18 protein-coding genes, 2 pseudogenes and 1 other annotated feature are annotated in these 17,633 nt (G+C 69.5%); of the genes and pseudogenes, 10 read left to right on the plus strand and 10 right to left on the minus strand.

The window, feature by feature from the left end; translation table 11 throughout:
- Positions 1 to 5: 5 nt before the first annotated feature.
- Positions 6 to 539: an ATP-binding protein gene (locus AAG742_RS07665; RefSeq protein ID WP_298987325.1), complete on the minus strand. Its 534-nt coding sequence runs from the start codon at positions 537 to 539 to the stop codon at positions 6 to 8.
- Between the two features lie 92 nt (positions 540 to 631).
- On the opposite strand from AAG742_RS07665, the gene AAG742_RS07670 reads away from it, so the two are divergent.
- Positions 632 to 1,174 (plus strand): GNAT family N-acetyltransferase, encoded by a 543-nt coding sequence (locus tag AAG742_RS07670; protein ID WP_298987320.1) that lies wholly within the window; start codon positions 632 to 634, stop codon positions 1,172 to 1,174.
- Positions 1,156 to 1,695: a GNAT family N-acetyltransferase gene (locus AAG742_RS07675; protein ID WP_343281973.1), complete on the plus strand. Its 540-nt coding sequence runs from the start codon at positions 1,156 to 1,158 to the stop codon at positions 1,693 to 1,695. Before AAG742_RS07670 ends, AAG742_RS07675 begins: the two co-directional genes overlap by 19 nt.
- A 454-nt stretch (positions 1,696 to 2,149) precedes the next feature.
- Here AAG742_RS07675 and AAG742_RS07680 read toward each other — a convergent pair whose 3' ends face one another.
- Positions 2,150 to 3,067, minus strand: coding sequence for a hypothetical protein (locus AAG742_RS07680; protein ID WP_298987316.1), 918 nt, complete (start codon positions 3,065 to 3,067; stop codon positions 2,150 to 2,152).
- A 340-nt stretch (positions 3,068 to 3,407) separates the two neighbouring features.
- Here AAG742_RS07680 and AAG742_RS07685 point away from each other — a divergent pair, with 340 nt between their 5' ends.
- Positions 3,408 to 3,707 carry a transposase gene (locus tag AAG742_RS07685; RefSeq protein ID WP_343281974.1) on the plus strand — a complete coding sequence of 100 codons (300 nt, stop codon included), beginning with the start codon at positions 3,408 to 3,410 and terminating at the stop codon, positions 3,705 to 3,707.
- Entirely contained in the window at positions 3,704 to 4,447 is a 744-nt protein-coding gene (locus AAG742_RS07690) for an IS3 family transposase (protein ID WP_343281975.1), read from the plus strand. The genes AAG742_RS07685 and AAG742_RS07690 overlap by 4 nt, the downstream gene beginning before the upstream one ends.
- On the opposite strand, the pseudogene AAG742_RS07695 reads toward AAG742_RS07690, so the two are convergent.
- The 3 genes and pseudogenes from AAG742_RS07695 to AAG742_RS07705 all read right to left on the minus strand — a co-directional run.
- Positions 4,420 to 4,720, minus strand: a pseudogene (locus tag AAG742_RS07695) (integrase core domain-containing protein); the annotation flags it as partial. The gene AAG742_RS07690 and the pseudogene AAG742_RS07695 overlap by 28 nt on opposite strands.
- Before the next feature lie 129 nt (positions 4,721 to 4,849).
- Positions 4,850 to 4,981: a sequence feature (AL1L pseudoknot), on the minus strand.
- A complete protein-coding gene (locus AAG742_RS07700; protein ID WP_319076283.1) occupies positions 4,939 to 5,253 on the minus strand; it encodes a transposase in 315 nt (104 codons plus the stop codon). Its footprint overlaps the feature before it by 43 nt.
- A gap of 450 nt (positions 5,254 to 5,703) precedes the next feature.
- On the minus strand, positions 5,704 to 6,570 hold the full coding sequence (locus AAG742_RS07705; protein WP_298713843.1) for a F510_1955 family glycosylhydrolase: 867 nt from the start codon (positions 6,568 to 6,570) through the stop codon (positions 5,704 to 5,706).
- A gap of 156 nt (positions 6,571 to 6,726) precedes the next feature.
- Here AAG742_RS07705 and AAG742_RS07710 point away from each other — a divergent pair, with 156 nt between their 5' ends.
- From AAG742_RS07710 to AAG742_RS07730, 5 genes are all read left to right on the plus strand, one after another.
- Positions 6,727 to 7,452, plus strand: a complete 726-nt coding sequence (locus tag AAG742_RS07710; protein ID WP_343281976.1) for a response regulator transcription factor — start codon at positions 6,727 to 6,729, stop codon at positions 7,450 to 7,452.
- Entirely contained in the window at positions 7,449 to 8,618 is a 1,170-nt protein-coding gene (locus AAG742_RS07715; protein ID WP_343281977.1) for a HAMP domain-containing sensor histidine kinase, read from the plus strand. Before AAG742_RS07710 ends, AAG742_RS07715 begins: the two co-directional genes overlap by 4 nt.
- A 71-nt stretch (positions 8,619 to 8,689) precedes the next feature.
- Positions 8,690 to 9,019 carry a heavy-metal-associated domain-containing protein gene (locus AAG742_RS07720; RefSeq protein WP_343281978.1) on the plus strand — a complete coding sequence of 110 codons (330 nt, stop codon included), beginning with the start codon at positions 8,690 to 8,692 and terminating at the stop codon, positions 9,017 to 9,019.
- Positions 9,020 to 9,316: 297 nt separating this feature from the next.
- Positions 9,317 to 11,335 carry a copper-translocating P-type ATPase gene (locus AAG742_RS07725; protein WP_248117271.1) on the plus strand — a complete coding sequence of 673 codons (2,019 nt, stop codon included), beginning with the start codon at positions 9,317 to 9,319 and terminating at the stop codon, positions 11,333 to 11,335.
- Positions 11,336 to 11,394: 59 nt separating this feature from the next.
- Entirely contained in the window at positions 11,395 to 12,105 is a 711-nt protein-coding gene (locus tag AAG742_RS07730; RefSeq protein WP_041290833.1) for a DUF305 domain-containing protein, read from the plus strand.
- A 175-nt stretch (positions 12,106 to 12,280) separates the two neighbouring features.
- Here AAG742_RS07730 and AAG742_RS07735 read toward each other — a convergent pair.
- From AAG742_RS07735 to AAG742_RS07755, 5 genes and pseudogenes are all read right to left on the minus strand, one after another.
- Positions 12,281 to 13,459 (minus strand): annotated as a pseudogene (locus AAG742_RS07735) (IS3 family transposase).
- Between the two features lie 45 nt (positions 13,460 to 13,504).
- Complete coding sequence (gene istA / locus AAG742_RS07740) at positions 13,505 to 14,515, minus strand: IS21 family transposase (RefSeq protein WP_343281979.1); 1,011 nt, start codon at positions 14,513 to 14,515, stop codon at positions 13,505 to 13,507.
- A gap of 24 nt (positions 14,516 to 14,539) precedes the next feature.
- Positions 14,540 to 15,070 (minus strand): DUF1697 domain-containing protein, encoded by a 531-nt coding sequence (locus AAG742_RS07745; RefSeq protein WP_343281980.1) that lies wholly within the window; start codon positions 15,068 to 15,070, stop codon positions 14,540 to 14,542.
- Positions 15,067 to 15,777, minus strand: coding sequence for an alpha/beta hydrolase (locus AAG742_RS07750; protein ID WP_343281981.1), 711 nt, complete (start codon positions 15,775 to 15,777; stop codon positions 15,067 to 15,069). Before AAG742_RS07750 ends, AAG742_RS07745 begins: the two co-directional genes overlap by 4 nt.
- Positions 15,774 to 16,859 (minus strand): alpha/beta fold hydrolase, encoded by a 1,086-nt coding sequence (locus AAG742_RS07755; protein ID WP_343281982.1) that lies wholly within the window; start codon positions 16,857 to 16,859, stop codon positions 15,774 to 15,776. Before AAG742_RS07755 ends, AAG742_RS07750 begins: the two co-directional genes overlap by 4 nt.
- A 46-nt stretch (positions 16,860 to 16,905) precedes the next feature.
- Here AAG742_RS07755 and AAG742_RS07760 point away from each other — a divergent pair, with 46 nt between their 5' ends.
- Complete coding sequence (locus tag AAG742_RS07760) at positions 16,906 to 17,343, plus strand: MarR family transcriptional regulator (protein WP_343281983.1); 438 nt, start codon at positions 16,906 to 16,908, stop codon at positions 17,341 to 17,343.
- Positions 17,344 to 17,633: the final 290 nt, after the last annotated feature.

Raw genomic sequence — 17,633 nt, forward strand, 5'->3', positions numbered from 1 at the left:
GCGCGTCACCGGCGGGGCAGGGCCGCCAGCGCGTCGCGCAGCGCGGCCGCGCGGGTGGTCGTGTCGATCACGGTCCGGGGACCGTCGCGGTCGACGTCCCACGCCACCCAGCCGTCCGCCTGGACGTCATCCCAGGTCGGGACCCGGTGTCCGGGGATGTCGGCCGCGCGCGTCTCGACCCGGCGGCGATGCTCCCGTTCGTCAGGCAGGACCGTCTCCAGGACCACCAGCCGCGCGCCCGCCCGCGACGCGGTCCCCGCCCAGCCGGCCCGGGAGGCGGGGACGGGATGGACGGCGTCGACGACGACGTCGTGGCCCAGCAGCAGGTTGGAGACCGCGAGCTCGTGCACGACGGCGTAGCCCGCAGCGCCCACGTGGTCCTGGACCCGTCCCAGTGCGGTCTCGACGGCGTCCACCCGCAGACAGCAGGCGCCTGTCGCCCGCGCGAGCGCCTGGGCCAGCGTGGTCTTGCCCGTCCCGGCGCGTCCGGCGAGCACGCACAGCCAGGGCCGGTCGCCTCCCTCGATCACCGTTGCCATGGGGCCCATGGTGCCGGTGACGACGCCGGCGCGCCCGCCGACCCGCCGGGGCGGTGTTGACATCCGCACGCCGACCCGATCCCGTGGGGCCCATGACTCCCCCGATCCACCTGCGCCCCCTCCGCCCGGACGACGCCGACGAGATGGTCGTCGTCCTCTCGGATCCGGCCCTGTACACGTTCACGGGCGGCGAGCCTCCCGCCCGGGAGGGCCTCTCCCGCCAGTACGCCGTCCAAGCCCGCGGCCACTCCGACGACCGCAGCGAGACGTGGCTCAACCACCTGGTGGTACTCGACGACACCGGGGAAGCCGTCGGCTACGTGCAGGCCACCGTGCCCGTCTCGGGCGGGCCCGCCGAGATCGCGTGGGTGATCGGCGTCCCCTGGCAGGGCCGGGGCCATGCGACCGCCGCGGCGCGCCTGCTGCTCGACGAGCTCGCCCGGCGCGGGGTCCCCGAGGTCGTGGCCGACATCCACCCCGACCACGCTGCCTCGGCCGCCGTGGCACGGCGGCTCGGCCTGCGCCCCACCGGACACCTCGTCGACGGCGAGCAGCGCTGGGAGGGACCCGTCGCCGTCGCGGACGGGGCCGTCCCGGCCATGAGGAGAGGAACCCCGTGCCCACCGACCTGCTAACCCTCCACCTGTCGCCGGCGCGGCCTGGCGAGCACGTGCCCGGCGGCCTCGAGCTGCGAGGCCTGGAGGTCGAAACGGCTGACGAGCTGGCCCGGTGCTACTTCGCCAGCTACCCACCGGGCGTCGCCGCCTCCGACCTGGCCGAGGCGCGCGAGGAGATGGACGCGACCTTACGCGGCGACTACGGGGAGCTGCGCGCCGAGGCGAGCGCCTCAGCGTGGGTGGAGGGCCGCCGGGCCGGGGCGGTCATGGTCGTCACGCACTCGATCTGGGACGCGGACCTCGCGGGGCCGTTCATCATCGACCTCTTCACCGATCCCGCCGCGCGCGGGAAGGGGGTCGGGCGCGCCCTGGTACAGCACGCCGTCGACGCCTGCTCCGCCGCCGGCGACCCCGCCCTCAGCCTGCGCTTCGGCGAAGGCACCTCCAAAGCGGCCATGGGGATCTATCGGCGGCTCGGATTCCGACCCGTTCGGCAGGGGGAAGCCGGTCATTCCTGGCCGAGCCGCTTCGCGCCATGACGCTGGGCATCGAGACGGAGCGCGTGGGCATCCCGAGCGCCCTCGCCGCCGACCCCTGGCGCCCTGCGTGCGGCGCCGAGCGTTCACCCGTACCAGGTGGCTCCCGGTTATCGCTCCAGCAGCCACGCCGGCTCTGCGCCGGACGCCGTCCTGCCCGGCGCGCTCGACTCATGGACCTGGCCTCGCAACACGTCCATGAGCACCGCCTCAAGATCGCCCGGGCATCTCGTAAGCAGTCGGCTCAGGTCCGTCCGCTGCCCGGTCACCCGTCCCGGGTCCGCCGGTGGCGGCCGCCCCTGCCAGGGCACCACCGTGAGGACCCCCGCGATCACGTCAGCATCCAGGAGCCACGCACAGCGGTTTCGGCTGAAGTGCCGCCGCTCCAGCTCGACGACAAGCCTGCACACCGCCTCCATAGAGGGCATCGATCCGGAAGAGGACGGCCTGCGGGTGCTCACCTCTCCCCCTTCTGAGTACGGTCACCCGCCCGTGCCGGCCCCGCGGAGCCGATATCAGCGGCAGTCGCGCGGCGGATCCATCCGCCGCCGGGCCCACGGTGCCAGCTTTGCCTGGGCTCGTCCGACTCGCGCACCGTGTCGGTGAGCCATACGGTGGTGTCCGGGCCCCACCCGGCGAGGACCGTGGCCGCATCAGCGTCTACGGACAGCGCCCGGGTGGCTGAGCTGAGATAGCCCATGGTGGTCAGATGCACCGCGTCCCACTCCGAGGCGACCTGCTCCCAGTCCGGTATGACCCAACGGCCGGACCGGCCCGTCACCCGGTACCAGTCGTGCCGGCGTGAGGCACTCACCTCCAGAGGGAACTCCCGGCACAGCCGCACCCAGTCACCGGGGGCGTGGATCTCATACGTCCTCCCCGCCCCCTGCACCGGGATCACCGTGGCCGCCTCCGCGCCGAGAGCGTCCTCGACGAGGTCCAACCCGGTGGGGATCTGCCCGAAGCCAGCAGTGACTCCCTGAGGGATCGACCACCAGCTCCCGGACCAGTTCGCCGTGGGGTCGGCCGGGCGTTCGACGGTGGCGCGAGCCTCCTGCAACCGCTCCTCCTGGGCCCATTCCGACAGGACGCGACCCGGGTGACGGGTCAGCCGGGTCGGATCCTCGAAATCCCGCCAGTCGGCGACCCACTGCACCGGCTGGCGTGGACGTCCCCAGGGCCGGGACGCGGGTGAGGCCACGACGGCGGCGGCCACGGGTGCCAGGGCGGCGCGGATGACCGACTGCCCAGCCAGCACGTCCTCCCCGTCGGGCTCCTGCCAGTACCTGGCCGATTCCACGGCGCTGACCAGAGCCGACTGGACCACGTCGTCCGAGAGGCCCGAGAGGTCGAGACCGGTCAGGGCCCCTGCCACCTCGTCCGGGGATACCGTCGGAGGCGAGACCGGGACGCGGCGGCCCTCGTGGACAGCCCACACGAGACGGGCGCCGCCCCCGCGGACCGGCCAGCAGTGCCTGTGTGCTCGCTTCCATCGGACCATCCTCCCCCGACCCCCACGACTCGTCGAGGGCCACCTCCGCCCCCGTGGCCCCGTCGTGCTGGAACCACAGTGTCGCCTCGGCCCGAAACGGTCTTGTCTGTCGCGCTCGGCTCGCGCTGGATGTGCTCACCTTTGACTCGCGGCGAGGGTCTGCCGTGAGTTTGGTTGACATCTGATCTGTGGTCCCGAGAGGGGCTGCTGGAAGGATGTCCTCATGCCCGCTGCATACCCCCGAGAGTTCCGCCAGGACGTGGTCAGCATCGCCCGCAAGGGCCAGATGCCGATCGCGCAGGTCGCGAAGGACTTCGGCATCGCCGAGTCCTGCCTGCGTCGCTGGCTGGCCCAAGACGATGTCGAGGCCGGGATCCGGCCGGCCATCACCAAGGCTGAGAACGAGGAGCTGAAGGCGCTCAAGCGCCGCAACCGTGAATTGGAGATGGAGAACGAGGTCTTACGCCGCGCCGCCGCGTATCTGTCGCAGGCGAACCTGAAATTGGGTCAGTCCCCGAAATGACCTATCCCGTCGTGAAGGACCTGGCCCGCGACGGGATCCCCGTGAAACTCTCCTGCCGGGTCCTCGGGTTCTCCCGTCAGGCCTACTACCAGTGGCTGGCCGAACCTGTCAGCGCGCGGGAATGGTCCGACGCGCATGCCGCCAATGCCGTCCTCGATGCCCATGCTGATGACCCGGAGTTCGGATACCGGTTCCTGGCTGAGAAGCTCCGCGGCCGTGGCTTGTCCGTATCGGACCATCAGGTGTTGAAGGCCTGTCGGCTCGTGAAGGTCCGCTGCTGCCACTCGATCCGTCGCGGCTCGGGCAAGCGTCCTGGCCCTGCCGTTCATGATGATCTGGTTCGTCGTGAGTTCCGCGCTGAGAAGCCGAACCAGTTGTGGCTCACGGACATCTCAGAGCATTGGGCCGGGGATTCCAAGCTCTATCTCTGCGCGGTCAAGGACGTGTTCTCGAACCGGATCGTGGGCTACTCGATCGATCGGCGGATGAGCTCGCAGCTGGCTGTGGATGCCCTGCAGATGGCTCTGGCCCGGCGTGGAGGCAAGGCCGAGGTGCAGGGTTGCCGGGTGCATTCGGATCGAGGATCGCAATTTCGAGCCAGGCGGTTCGTGGAGACGCTGCGGGTCAACGGCTTGGTCGGGTCGATGGGCCGGGTCGGTGCTGCTGGGGACAACGCGGCAATGGATGAAGCGCCCTGGGTTTCGTTCCGAGGTCAGGACGCAACGGGCGCTGAATCCTGATCGTGAGTGTAGGCGGCCTCGACCTCTGCGGGAGTGCGGTAGCCGAGGGCCTCGTGGATGCGGGCGGTGTTCCACCAGTGCACCCACCCCATGGTGGCCAGCTCGACCGCCTCGACGGACTCCCAGATCCGCTGGGAGTGGATGAGCTCTTACCTTGTAGAGCCCGTTCACGGTTTCAGCCAGAGCGTTGTCGTAGGAGTCGCCCACGGTGCCCACCGAGGCGCTCACCCCCGCCGTGATGAGCGCATCCGAGTAGGCCAAGCTGACGTACTGGGCGGGTTCAACCGGTCGTTGCAACACCGTTCGTCGTGAGCGAGCGTAGCTGCTCGGCAAAGACCTCAGTTGAGTCCCGCAGCGTTCTCGAAGACCTGGGTCGTGTCTTCGCGGCGCGGTAGCTCACGTCGAGGTGATGAACCCACATTCCGTCGCACGAAGGGTGCGGCAGATGGCCTCGACCCCGAACTGATCGCGGTGTTCGTCGATGAACGCGATCATCTCGTCGTGGGGCGGTCGAGTTCCGCTGCGAAAAAAGCCGAGGCGGCTTTGAGGATCTCGTTCGCGCGCCGTGCCTCGGCGAGCTCGCGTTTGAGCCTGCGGATCTCCTCCGCGGGGGTCTCTGAGGCCGGTGCCTGGGCTACTTCGTGGCCGTGGCGTTGGCACCACATCCGCAAGGTCTCTTCGCTGACATCGAGCTGCGGGGCTACCGCCCGGATGGAATGTGAACGGGGCCCTCCCTGGGCGGCTTGGCGTTCCAGGACCATCCTGACCGCGCGCTCACGCAGCTCGGGGCTGAACTTCTTGGGCATGTTCCGATTCTCCTTCGTTGGGATCGGAACGAAACCCAGGGCGCTTCAGGGGCCGGAAATGGGCAACCCAGGGCAGGGGTGGTGCGGTCAGTCCCCCACCGGGGCTAGGCAGGAGGGCCCGGGAGGCCAAGTGGGACACGACAGGTGCCTTGGTCAGGGCCGAGGCGCAGGTATCGTCCACGGCCTCCAGGGCACAGACCGGCAGCCCGGGGTCGGCTGCCTCATCCCCGGCAGGCTCGGCCGGGAGCACGACCTCGGGCACCATGCCGGCCGGACCGATGGCCCCCGGCCCGAGGTGATGAACAGTTGTGGCGGCGGCCGTACCGGTGGCGGCCCAAGCCGCGCTGGTGCCCGTACCAGCGTGCATCCCGAGCAGGCCCAGGATCAACACGAGGGTGCCCAGAACGGTTCGAAGGGCGGGCCAGCCGGACAGGGGGCGGCGGGAGGAGGTCACAGCAGCGATTCGGTGGTGTTCCCGCCGTCCGTGGTGGACAGCACGGTCGAGCCGACGACCAGCAGTGCTTCGGTCTGCCCGTCGTCGGTGATGCCCGTTCCCAGGGCGGTGGCCGTGCCGACCGGGCGGTCGCTGGCGGTCCAGGTGTCGCCGGCGTCGGTGCTGGTCAGCAGGTGTCCTTCGGTGCCGGCGCCCACGGCGGTGGTGTCATCGGCCCAGGCGACCAGGTGCATCAGCTGGGGGGTGTCCAGGGTGGTCCAGGTCGCGCCGTGGTCGGTCGAGCGCAACATGCCGGTTTCGGTGGTGGCCAGCACGGTCCCGGTTTGGGGGGAGATCGCCAGCGATGCCGGGGCGACGGGGATCTCAAGGCTCTGCCAGGTGAGGCCGTCGGTGCTGGCGCGCAGTTGCCCATCGAAGCCGAGGACCCCGTTCGGGCCGGCGGCCAGGGCGTGGAAATCGGATGCGCCGCCGCGGGAGAGCACCGTCCAGCTCTGGCCCCGGTCGGTGGACTCGGCCAGGCCCAGCGGCTCGGGCAGGCCGGTGCGCGGCGCGGGGTGACCCGAGGCCAGGTAGCGGCCCTCGGGAGTCAGGGTGAAACCCATGAAGTCCACGACCGGACCGACCTGGGTCAGCTCCCCGTCCTGGAGCCGGAACAGGCCCTGGTGGGTGGCCAGCAGCACCTCACCGGACTCGGGGTCCCGGGTGAGGGCATGGACGTGGGTGATGGCCGTGCCGGTGCCCTGCGTGCCGGTGCCGGCCGCCGGGGATGTCGCGGGGTTCGGCGCGGCGCAGGCGGTGAGGGTGCCAGCGCCGAGCAGGGTCAGCCCGCCGGCGATCAGGGTTCTGCGGGTCAGGGGGGTCATGGAGCCTTTCCGCCCCGGGCCAAAAGGCGGGGCTTCTACCATTGTCGGCCGGTGACGCGCCGGGATGGGGCGGTTTGCCTTGAAGATTCGATGAAGATTCCCCGCCCCGGCACCGTTCTGAGCCGCCGGGGCGCGAGACAGAGCGAGACTGGACCCATGAACTCTGGCACTGGCACTGGGACTGACACTGGGACTGGTCCGGCGGCCGGCCGGGTGTTGGTGGTCGATGACGAGAAGCCGCTGGCGCGCATGGTGGCCACCTACCTGGAGCGGGCCGGCTACGAGGTGGCCCTCACCCACACCGGCCCGGCCGCAGTGCAGGCCGCCCGGGTTCACGAGCCCGACGTGATGGTCCTGGACCTGGGCCTGCCCGGGCTGGACGGGATCGAGGTGTGCCGGCGGGTGCGGGCCTTCTCCGAGTGCTATGTGCTGATGCTCACCGCCCGCGGCGATGAGCACCACCGGTTGGAGGGATTGGCGGTGGGGGCCGATGACTACATCACCAAACCCTTCAGCGTCCGGGAGCTGGTCGCCCGGGTGGGGGCGGTCATGCGCCGGCCGCGCACAACGGTGTCAGCCCCCGAACCGGAACGGGTCTGCGGTGACCTGGTCATCGACCTGGCCGCCCACGAGGCCCGCGTGTCGGGCCAGGTGGTGCAACTAACGCGCACGGAGTTCGACCTGCTGGCCGCCTTGTCGGGGCGCCCGCACCAGGCCGTCTCCCGGCGCCAGATGATCGATATCGTCTGGGACCCGGCCTGGGTGGGCGATGAACGGCTCGTGGACGTGCACATCAAGAACCTGCGCCGCAAGCTCGACGCGGACCCGGCCCGCTATATCGACACCGTCCGCGGGGTCGGCTACCGGATGGCGGAGCAATGACCGGCCGGCGGCGCTACCAAGGATTAGCGGCCCGGTTCTTTTTCGCCCAGCTGCTGGTGGTGGGGGCCAGCGTGCTGGCCGCGGTGGTGGTGGCCTCCCTGGCCGGCCCACCACTGTTCCACGAGCACCTGGAACAGGCCGGGGCCGGACACGATGCAGCCCAGGTGCTGCACGTGGAGCAGGCCTACCGGGACGCCAACTTCTGGACCCTGGGCGTGGCCCTGGCCACGGCCTTGATCTGTTGTCTGGCATTGACCTGGCATGTCGCCCGCCGGATCCAGAGTCCGATCAACGCCCTGACCCAGGCGGCCAAGGCCATGGCCGGTGGACGGTACGACACCCGCGTGCCGGCCATGGGCGCCGGCACCGAGGTGGAGGAGCTGGCAGGGTCTTTCAACACCATGGCCGCACGGCTTCAGCGCACCGAGGACACCCGTCGACGGATGCTCTCGGACCTGGCCCACGAGCTGCGCACCCCCGTCTCCGTGCTGACCGTCTACCACGAGGCCCTGCAAGACGGGGTGTCCCACTGGGACGAGCCCACCGGTGAGCTGATGGGCGAGCAGCTGGCCCGGTTGACCCGGCTGGTGGAGGACATCAACGACGTCTCCCGCGCCGAGGAGGGCCGGATCGAACTGGACCGCAGCCCCCAAGGGGTCAGCGGGCTGCTGCATGCCGCGACCGAGGCCCACAAGGAGGCCTACGCCACCAAGGGCGTGGCCCTGACCATGGACGCCGATCCGGGCCTGGCCGTGGACGTGGACCGCCAGCGCATGGGCCAGGTCCTGGGCAACCTGCTCACCAACGCCCTGCGCCACACCCCGGCCGGGGGCCGGGTCACCCTCGAGGCCCGACAAAGCCCGTCCGGGGTCACGCTCAGCGTCACCGACACCGGGGAGGGGATCTCTCCCGAGCACCTGCCGCACGTCTTCGAACGCTTCTACCGCGGGGACACCGCCCGCGACCGTGACCACGGCGGCTCCGGGGTCGGCCTGGCCATCTCCCGAGCTCTCATCCAGGCCCACGGCGGCACCCTGAGCGCCACCTCCACCACGGACGGGGCGACGTTCACCATCGACCTGCCCACCAAGCAGCCCCCCGACCAGCCCACCTACCGGCGCACCCGTTTATCCACCGTGAACACCGGCGCTCCACCCCTTGAATAATACCCCCGGGGGGTATATACCAAGAGGAGAGGCGCCGTCCGGCGCCGCCCTCAGACCTGAAGGAGACCGTCATGACCGAATCCGCCCGCACCCCGCTGCCGGGGGCCACCAACGGCTGCTCGTGCTGCGCCCCAGCCGCCGACGCCACCGCCCCCGCCGGGCGCCAGAGTGCCGACTCAACCGGGACGAGCGCCGGCGACGCGACCTACCAGGTGGAGGGCATGACCTACGGACACTGCGTGGGCTCCGTCACCGAGGCCGTGAGCGCCCTGGACGGGGTGGACGATGTCCGGGTCGAACTGGTCGCCGGCGGGGCCTCCCCCGTCACCGTGACCGGGCCCGCCTCCGCGGACTCCGTGCGGACGGCCATCGAAGCGGCCGGCTACCGCGTCCGGATCTAACCGACACATCCCCTCGAGGTCGGCGCCCCACCGCCGAGCCGGTCGCCGAACAGACCGCCGAGCAGAAGGAACACCATGAGCACCCCGCACCACCACGATCACCCCACCGACCAGACCGCCGAACACCCAGACCCGAACCCCCACGCCGGCCACGCCAACCACACCGACCATGCCGCCCACCACCCCGCGGACGCGGCCACCCACGGGCAGGCCATGCCCCAGGGCCACGCCCACTCGGCCCTGGACGAGGAGCACCAGGTCCATGACCACGGCAAGCACGCCGGGCATTCCACCGCGATGTTCAAGAACCGGTTCTGGGTCTCGCTGGTGCTGTCACTCCCGGTGGTGTTCTTCAGCCACATGGTCGGACAACTGCTGGGCTACCACGTCCCTGAGTTCCCCGGTTCGGCGTGGATCGCCCCGGTGCTGGGCACCGTGATCTACCTCTACGGCGGCGCCCCCTTCCTCAAGGGCGGACTCACCGAGGTGCGCTCCCGCCAGCCGGGGATGATGCTGCTGATCGCGATGGCCATCACCGTGGCCTTCGTCGCCTCCTGGATCACCTCCCTGGGCATCGGGGACCTGATGCTGGACTTCTGGTGGGAACTGGCCCTGCTGGTGACCATCATGCTGCTCGGGCACTGGATGGAGATGCGCGCCCTCGGCGCGGCATCCTCCGCCCTGGACGCCCTGGCCGCGCTGCTGCCGGAGAAGGCCGAGAAGATCGTGGACGGAGACACCGTGACCGTGCCCGTCGGCGAGCTGGCGGTCGGGGACACCGTGTTGGTGCGCTCCGGGGCCCGCGTGCCGGCCGACGGGACCATCCTGGAAGGCGCCGCGGAGTTCGACGAGTCGATGATCACCGGCGAATCCCGGGCCGTGGCCCGCACCGTCGGGGAGCGGGTGGTGGCCGGGACCGTGGCCACCGACAACACCGTGCGGGTGCGCATCGAGGCCGTCGGCGCCGACACCGCTCTGGCCGGGATCCAGCGGATGGTCGCCGACGCCCAGGAGTCCTCCTCCCGGGCCCAGGCGTTGGCGGACCGGGCCGCCGCGTTGCTGTTCTGGTTCGCCCTGGGGGCGGCGATCATCACCGCGATCGTGTGGACCGTGATCGGTCAGCCCACCGATGCGGTCACCCGCACCGTGACCGTGCTGGTGATCGCCTGCCCGCACGCCCTGGGCCTGGCCATCCCGCTGGTGATCGCGATCTCCACCGAACGCGCCGCCAAGGCCGGGCTGCTGATCAAGGACCGGATGGCCCTGGAGAAGATGCGGACCATCGACGTGGTGCTCTTTGACAAGACCGGCACCCTGACCGAGGGCGCCCACGCCGTCACCGGTGTCGCCGCGGCGCCCGGCATTTCCGAGGCCGAGCTGTTGGCCTACGCCGCCGCGGCCGAGGCCGACAGCGAGCACCCGGTGGCCCGGGCCATCGTCACCGCCGCCACCAGTCATGCCGAGGCCGCCCGGTTGGGCCTGCGCGGCACCGGATTCCAGGCCGCCACCGGCCGCGGGGTCACGGCCACCGTGGCCGGGGCCGAGGTCCTCGTCGGCGGGCCGAACATGCTGCGCGAGCTCACCCTGGACACCCCCGAGGCACTGGCCGCCGATGTCCGGGCCTGGACGGATCGGGGGGCCGGGGTGCTGCATGTGGTCCGCGACGGGTCCGTTATCGGCGCGGTCGCCGTGGAGGACAAGATCCGCCCCGAGTCCCGGGCCGCCGTGGCCGCCCTGCACGCCCGGGGGGTCAAGGTCGCGATGATCACCGGCGACGCCCGCCAGGTCGCCGAGGCCGTGGCGCGGGATCTGGGCATCGACGAGGTCTTCGCCGAGGTCCTTCCCCAGGACAAGGACACCAAGGTCACCGAACTGCAGGCCCGGGGCCTGTCCGTGGCCATGGTCGGGGACGGCGTGAACGACGCCCCGGCCCTGGCCCGGGCCGAGGTCGGCATCGCCATCGGCGCCGGCACCGACGTGGCCATGGAATCGGCCGGCGTGGTGCTGGCCGGCAATGACCCCCGTGCCGTGCTATCCATGATCCACCTGTCCAAGGCCAGTTACACCAAGATGATCCAGAACCTGGTCTGGGCCACCGGATACAACGTGCTCGCCGTCCCGCTGGCCGCCGGCGTGCTGGCCCCGATCGGCTTCGTGCTCTCCCCCGCGGTGGGCGCGATCCTGATGTCCGTCTCCACCATCGTGGTGGCCCTCAACGCCCAGCTGCTGCGCCGCACCGACCTGGACCCGGAGCACCTGGCTCCTCTCGAGCACCCCCGGTCGCAGGCTGCCCTTCAGCCGGCTGCGGTTTCCTGATCTCGCCCCTTGGCGTGAACCCTGATGTGAACCCTCAACCCACCATGAAAGGACCCACCATGAAACGCACCATGACGCTGACCGCCCTGACCCTGGCCTCCGCCCTGACCTTGACCGCCTGCGGCACCGGGGCCCAGGACGAGAACGCCGGCGCTGAGGCCTCGGCCACCGCGACCGGCTCCGCCCCCGCCGCCACCCCTGCGGCCACGGACACCGCGACACCGTCCGCCACGGAATCGGCTACTAGCTCGGCCACCGGTTCGGCCGAGGAGGTCTCCGCCGAGCACAATGACGCGGACGTGATGTTCGCTCAGATGATGATCCCGCATCACCAGCAGGCGGTGGAGATGAGCGAGATGCTGCTGGCCAAGGATGAGATCCCGGCCGAGGTGGCCGAGTTCGCCCAGAAGGTCATCGACGCCCAGGGCCCGGAGATCGAGCGCATGAACGCCATGCTCACCGCCTGGGGTGAAGACCCCGTGGACATGGGAGACATGGGCGGTATGGAGGGCATGGACCACGGCGGGATGTCCGGGATGATGTCCGAGGAGGACATGGCCGCCCTGGAGCAGGCCCAGGGCACCGAGGCCGCCCGGTTGTACCTGGAGCAGATGACCGCCCACCACCAGGGCGCCATCGAGATGGCCCAGGACGAGGTCGAGGGCGGGCAGACCCCGCAGGCCGTGGCCCTGGCCGAAAAGGTCGTCGCGGACCAGCAGGCCGAGATCACCGAGATGGAACAGATGCTTCAGGAGCTGCCCGCGACCTGACCGGCATCGCCGCACCACAATCCCAAGGAGGGCCCGTTCGGTGGACGGGCCGTCCTTGGAGGTGTGGTGCCGTCAGCGGATGATGGGCCGCCCTGGGTGAGGCCGGCCCCTGCTTCGACGACAGGAGGGCCATCCCTTAGGGCGGGTCTGCCGTGAGTTTGGTTGACACGAGTTATCAGGCGGCGGCAGCCGCCTGGACTGATTGAACCATCTCGAACTCGACGGGGGTGAGTCTCCCGAGACGGGCCTGCCTACGACGCCGGTGATAGGTCCGCTCGATCCAGCTCACGATCGAGAGCCGGAGCTGGGCAAAGGACTGCCAGCGACGCCGGTCCAGCACGTTCTTCTGCAACAGCGCGAAGAAGGATTCCATCGCCGCGTTGTCCCCAGCAGCACCGACCCGGCCCATCGACCCGACCAAGCCGTTGACCCGCAGCGTCTCCACGAATCGCCTGGCCCGAAAGTGCGACCCACGATCCGAATGCACCCGGCAGCCCTGGACTCCGGCCTTGCCTCCGCGCCGGGCCAGAGCCATCTGCAGGGCGTCCACGGCCAGCTTCGAACTCATCCGCCGGTCGATCGAGTAGCCCACGATCCGGTTCGAGAGCACGTCCGTGACCGCGCAGAGATAGAGCTTGCAAGTCCCCGGCCCAATGCTCTGAGATGTCCGTGAGCCACAACTGGTTCGGCTTCTCAGCGCGGAACTCACGACGAACCAGATCATCATGAACGGCAGGGCCAGGACGCTTGCCCGAGCCGCGACGGAACCAGTGGCAGCAGCGGACCTTCACGAGCCGACAGGCCTTCAACACCTGATGGTCCGATACGGACAAGCCACGGCCGCGGAGCTTCTCAGCCAGGAACCGGTATCCGAACTCCGGGTCATCAGCATGGGCATCGAGGACGGCATTGGCGGCATGCGCGTCGGACCATTCCCGCGCGCTGACAGGTTCGGCCAGCCACTGGTAGTAGGCCTGACGGGAGAACCCGAGGACCCGGCAGGAGAGTTTCACGGGGATCCCGTCGCGGGCCAGGTCCTTCACGACGGGATAGGTCATTTCGGGGACTGGCCCAATTTCAGGTTCGCCTGCGACAGATACGCGGCGGCGCGGCGTAAGACCTCGTTCTCCATCTCCAATTCACGGTTGCGGCGCTTGAGCGCCTTCAGCTCCTCGTTCTCAGCCTTGGTGACGCCGGGCCGGATCCCGGCCTCGACATCGTCCTGGGCCAGCCAGCGACGCAGGCAGGAGGCGGTGACTCCGAAGTCCTTCGCGACCTGCGCGATCGGAATCTGACCCTTACGGGCGATCGCGACCACGTCCTGGCGGAACTCTCGGGGGTATGCAGCGGGCATGGGGACGTCCTTCCAGCAGTCCCTCCCGGGACCACAGATCAGATGTCAACCAAACTCACGGCAGACCCATCTGTCCACGCGTGGGGTGAACCAGCGGCCGGTCTCGAACGGCTCGTTGGGCAGGGGCGCGAGGAGTGGCTGCTCGGTGGCGAAGTGGTCCCCGACGGTGCGGGCGCGGGATCCGATCCGCCGAGTGTCGTCGGCGTCGTCCCAGGCGTCGACCATGGCGTTGAGTTCGGCGATGGAGTCGACTTCTGGGATGGGTACGAGGTGGTTGCGGCGGAACCAGCCGATCTGCCCCTCGACTCCGTCCTTCTCGTGCGCACCTTGGATGCCGGGCTGGCAGTAGAAGGCCTCGATGCCGTAGTGGGAGCGGAACGCGGTCCACCTGTCTGCCTCGACTCGCTGGCGGGAGAACCCGATCACGCCGGCGACGGCGGCCTTGAGGTTGTCGTAGCGGACCTTCCCGGCCGGGACGCCCCCTAGAACCCGAAACGCGTGCGCATGACCCTCGAAGAAGGCTTCCTGCCCGGCGGACGTACTGATGCGATGCACGGCCTTGCCGGAGTGGGACAGCCGCAGGCTGAACAATGTGCAGGTGACGAGTTCGCCACGGAGCCGGATCGCGACCTCGCCGAAGTCGACCTCGGCCTCGCGGCCGGGCAGGTGCTCCTGCGGGATGAAGGTGTTCGCGGGTTCCCGACCCGCTTCGACCCGGATCTCCCGGCCTCGGGTAGCGACGTACTCGCGCACCATCCAGTACGACACATCGGTGGCGTGGTGCTCATCCAGGAGCCGGTCGAAGATCCGCTTCGCGGTGTGCCGCTGCTTGCGGGGTGCGTCTAGGTCGGCACGCAGCCAGTCGTCGATGACTCCTCGGTATCGGTCCAGCCGTGACCCGCGCTTCGGGGGAGGCTTCCGCTCCTTCGGCCAGGCCGACTCCAGAGCGGCGACCACGGTCCGGTAGCCGACGCCGTGCTTGCGTTGCAGCGCACGATTCGAAATCCCCGCGCGGGCGTCGCGCCGAATCGCCGCGTACAGCTCGATTCGATTCACTGCCCGGCATCCGCTATGGCGGCTTCAGTGGATGCCGGCCGAAATTGTCCCGAGAAGTCGCTGAATCGTCGCCAAGGTCCGCGTCGTGACCGGCACGGACAGCAGTTGCTCGAGGCCCCCGGTGACGTTGCCTGCGGTCTGGCGCGGCTTCCAGCAGACGCTGTGGGCGTAGTCGGGCTCCAGGGCGCGGATCTCTACGAGACCATCTGGGCTGCGGAACGGCAAGCGGACAGCCGGGAGCTGGCGCACGTCATAGAACGAAATCATCGAGCGGTAGACGCCTTCGCCGGGATCTACCGGAGGCACATCCTCGACCGCACTTCGAATCTGCTCCAGCGCCCGGATGACGACAGGTTGCTGATATCCCGTGGCCCGCAGTTTGAGGATCGCCTCGGCCGATGTCTTCTCCGGATCGATAGACTCGAAAGCGACCGTTCCGTTGCTTTGGAAGCTGCGGGCGGCCGCCGGACCGCCGAACGCGTCGACGAGCTCGTCACCAGTGGGACTGCCTGGGTGGCCGAGGTTGAGGTTGCGGAACAAGGCGACGGTGATCATGAAGTGGCCAGCTCCACGATGACGCGCGCCGTCTCCGCCGGCCGGGTGATCATCGGCCAGTGGCCGGCATCGAGCGTGCGGTAGCTCCATCCGAGGTGCTCCGCCGACACCTCGACGGCTGGAGGGCTGGTCCGGAGGCAGCGGACGTAGGCTACGGGCACGCCCGCTGCGCTCAGCGGCTCGTTGATCGCAGGTTGCATGTAGGTGCCGATCGGCTGCGCGGTCAGGTGCTGCTGCATCCACGCGAAGTCGGCGTCGCCGATGCCGTTGCCCGGGTAGAGCTGGTCGAGCTGCTCTCGGGAGAACCACGGGATCGCCCCGTCGTTGGCGAGGCTCGTCATGAACGCGGCGACGTCGGCCCCCATCACGTCGAACCACGACCTGCCCGGCTGCGGCAGAGCGGCGTCGATGAGGATGAGTCGGCGAATGCTGTGCGATCGTCTTTCGAGTACTGCCGCGGCGACGTAGCCAGCGAATGAGTGAGCGACGAGAGTGGCATCCGCCTGGTCCGTGAGGGATTCGTGGACGTCCTCGACCCAGTCATCCAGCCCGACGGCGGCCGCGGGCGTCGCGTCGTCACCCGTCGTGCGCAGCTGCGGGGTCATGGTGTGGAATCCGTGGTCGTGCAGGATCGGTGTGACGCGTTCCCAGGCCCAAGGGCCAAGTCCGCTACCTCCGATAAGGACGATGGGGCTGCTCGCGGTCATGTGTCTGCTCCTATGCGGTCGATAAAGTCGGTCAGGTCGTCGACAAGCTCGGCGGGCGAATCGAGTGAGGCGACATGGCCGCCGCTGTCATGCGGGCACCAGGCAACGAGGTTGTTCTCTCGGGACGACACCGAGCGGGCGGCGTAGTCCCCGTGGCCGAAGGCGCTCACTGCGGTCGGCACGCCGCCAGCAGCGGCATCCAGGTCGGGAGCGTCCATCGAGTAGATCCGCATGCTGGTGCCTGCACTCGCTGTCAGCCAGTAGAGGGTCGCGTTGGCCACGATGAAGTCGGTTCCCAGGCCGAAGTCAGTCCCGAGTGCGGCCTGCCACAGCTGGTACTTGTCGAGCTGCCAGGCGAGCAGTCCCACCGGCGAGTCCGACAACGCGAACGCCAGCGAGTCTGGCCGACGACTCTGCAGCTGAAGGTATCCGCCGCCGTCGACGGCGAACCCCCTCAGCCTGCTCCAAGCAGGCTGGTCGTCCGCGCTCTCGGCCATGAAGCCTCGTAGCCCTGCGCTCACGTGGACACCGATGACTCGCCCAGGTTCGACTGCGGCGATGGCTCGAGCGACGACGGAACCCCAGTCCTGTCCATGGACGAGGAACCGGTCGTGGCCCATCGCCCACATGGCCTCAGCCAGTAGGCGCGCTGAGTCGGTGATCGACCATGAACCTGGTGGCAGCGTCGAGGTGCCGAATCCGGGAAGGGACGCCAGCACGATCTCGGAGGCCAAGGCCTGGAGGGGCTCGATCACGCGATGGAAGGCCAGGAACGAGGTGGGCCAGCCGTGCAGGAGCAGCATCGGCACGCGCCCTGATCCGCGAAACCTGACGGCATGGACGCGGGCACCCCCGATCCTGAGGTCGACGTGCTCACCCAATCCATCGCGGCTCTCCTGTTGAAGCCACTGGTCCCACTCAGCCGCATACTGCTCCACGATCGACGGCGCGAGACCGCGCACCCCCGCCTCCGACGAGGGCAGCACCGGCCACCGCGTCTGACTCAAGCGGCTTCGGAGCGACTCGAAGCCCGCTTCGGGAGCCCCGAGTGCACCCACGAGAAGTTGGTAGCATGCTGTCACATCGCCACCCTAGGAGTATGACAGCGTGCTGTCAAAGCATAGAAGTGTGAACGCCGACGCCGACTCGGCACTGCATGCCATCTTCGAGGTGAACCGGCTCCTGCGCGACGCCGGGGAGCAAGTGTCCGCGGCGGCAAGTCAAACGCATTCCCGGCGCATGGTCCTCCAGGCCGCCGGCGACCGCGCGACCGTTCCGGACATCGCCCGCCGGCTCGGGCTCCAGCGGCAGAGCGTCCAGCGCGTCGCCGACGAGCTCGTAGCAGACGGTCTTGCGCGCTACGAGGACAACCCACGCCACCAGCGGTCCCGACTCCTCGTCACGACGGCAGCCGGAAAAAGCGCACTCGCGGCGATCCAGAGCGCTCACCGCGCGTGGGTCGCGGAAGTGGTCGCCACGGTCGGCGAGCTCGACTGGGAACGCCTCAGCGGTGACCTGGACCGGATCACGCGAGCCGTTGGGAAACATGCGCGGCACCCTGGCTAGGTCGCGGCGTGCACGGCCAGGCATCTGGGCTGGCGTCCGGTGGTGTCGACTCTCGCCAACATGCTGACTCGATGGATCCACGTCGGTGCTCGAACTCGCCTACAAGCGGTGTCGGACGAGACTTCCGTATCCACCGTAGTCACCGCGGAAGGTCGCGTTCATCTCCTCGCACGCCTCGTCTAGATCGGAGGCGGCGACGTCGGGTGGGTAGCTCATGAGATAGCACTGGGCCAGATCGTCGGCCATCCCAGCGTCCAATCCTCGAAAGTCGAGTCCTCCAGGGAGCTGGC

It is taken from the genome of Micrococcus sp. 2A, from assembly GCF_039519235.1.
GTDB lineage: Bacteria > Actinomycetota > Actinomycetes > Actinomycetales > Micrococcaceae > Micrococcus.

Coding starts and splice junctions, on each gene's coding strand:
- AAG742_RS07665 (WP_298987325.1), bottom strand. CDS start 539: ATGGCAACGGTGATCGAGGGAGGCGACCGGCCCTGGCTGTGCGTGCTC.
- AAG742_RS07670 (WP_298987320.1), top strand. CDS start 632: ATGACTCCCCCGATCCACCTGCGCCCCCTCCGCCCGGACGACGCCGAC.
- AAG742_RS07685 (WP_343281974.1), top strand. CDS start 3,408: ATGCCCGCTGCATACCCCCGAGAGTTCCGCCAGGACGTGGTCAGCATC.
- AAG742_RS07690 (WP_343281975.1), top strand. CDS start 3,704: ATGACCTATCCCGTCGTGAAGGACCTGGCCCGCGACGGGATCCCCGTG.
- AAG742_RS07700 (WP_319076283.1), bottom strand. CDS start 5,253: ATGCCCAAGAAGTTCAGCCCCGAGCTGCGTGAGCGCGCGGTCAGGATG.
- AAG742_RS07705 (WP_298713843.1), bottom strand. CDS start 6,570: ATGACCCCCCTGACCCGCAGAACCCTGATCGCCGGCGGGCTGACCCTG.
- AAG742_RS07710 (WP_343281976.1), top strand. CDS start 6,727: ATGAACTCTGGCACTGGCACTGGGACTGACACTGGGACTGGTCCGGCG.
- AAG742_RS07715 (WP_343281977.1), top strand. CDS start 7,449: ATGACCGGCCGGCGGCGCTACCAAGGATTAGCGGCCCGGTTCTTTTTC.
- AAG742_RS07720 (WP_343281978.1), top strand. CDS start 8,690: ATGACCGAATCCGCCCGCACCCCGCTGCCGGGGGCCACCAACGGCTGC.
- AAG742_RS07725 (WP_248117271.1), top strand. CDS start 9,317: ATGTTCAAGAACCGGTTCTGGGTCTCGCTGGTGCTGTCACTCCCGGTG.
- AAG742_RS07730 (WP_041290833.1), top strand. CDS start 11,395: ATGAAACGCACCATGACGCTGACCGCCCTGACCCTGGCCTCCGCCCTG.
- AAG742_RS07745 (WP_343281980.1), bottom strand. CDS start 15,070: ATGATCACCGTCGCCTTGTTCCGCAACCTCAACCTCGGCCACCCAGGC.
- AAG742_RS07750 (WP_343281981.1), bottom strand. CDS start 15,777: ATGACCGCGAGCAGCCCCATCGTCCTTATCGGAGGTAGCGGACTTGGC.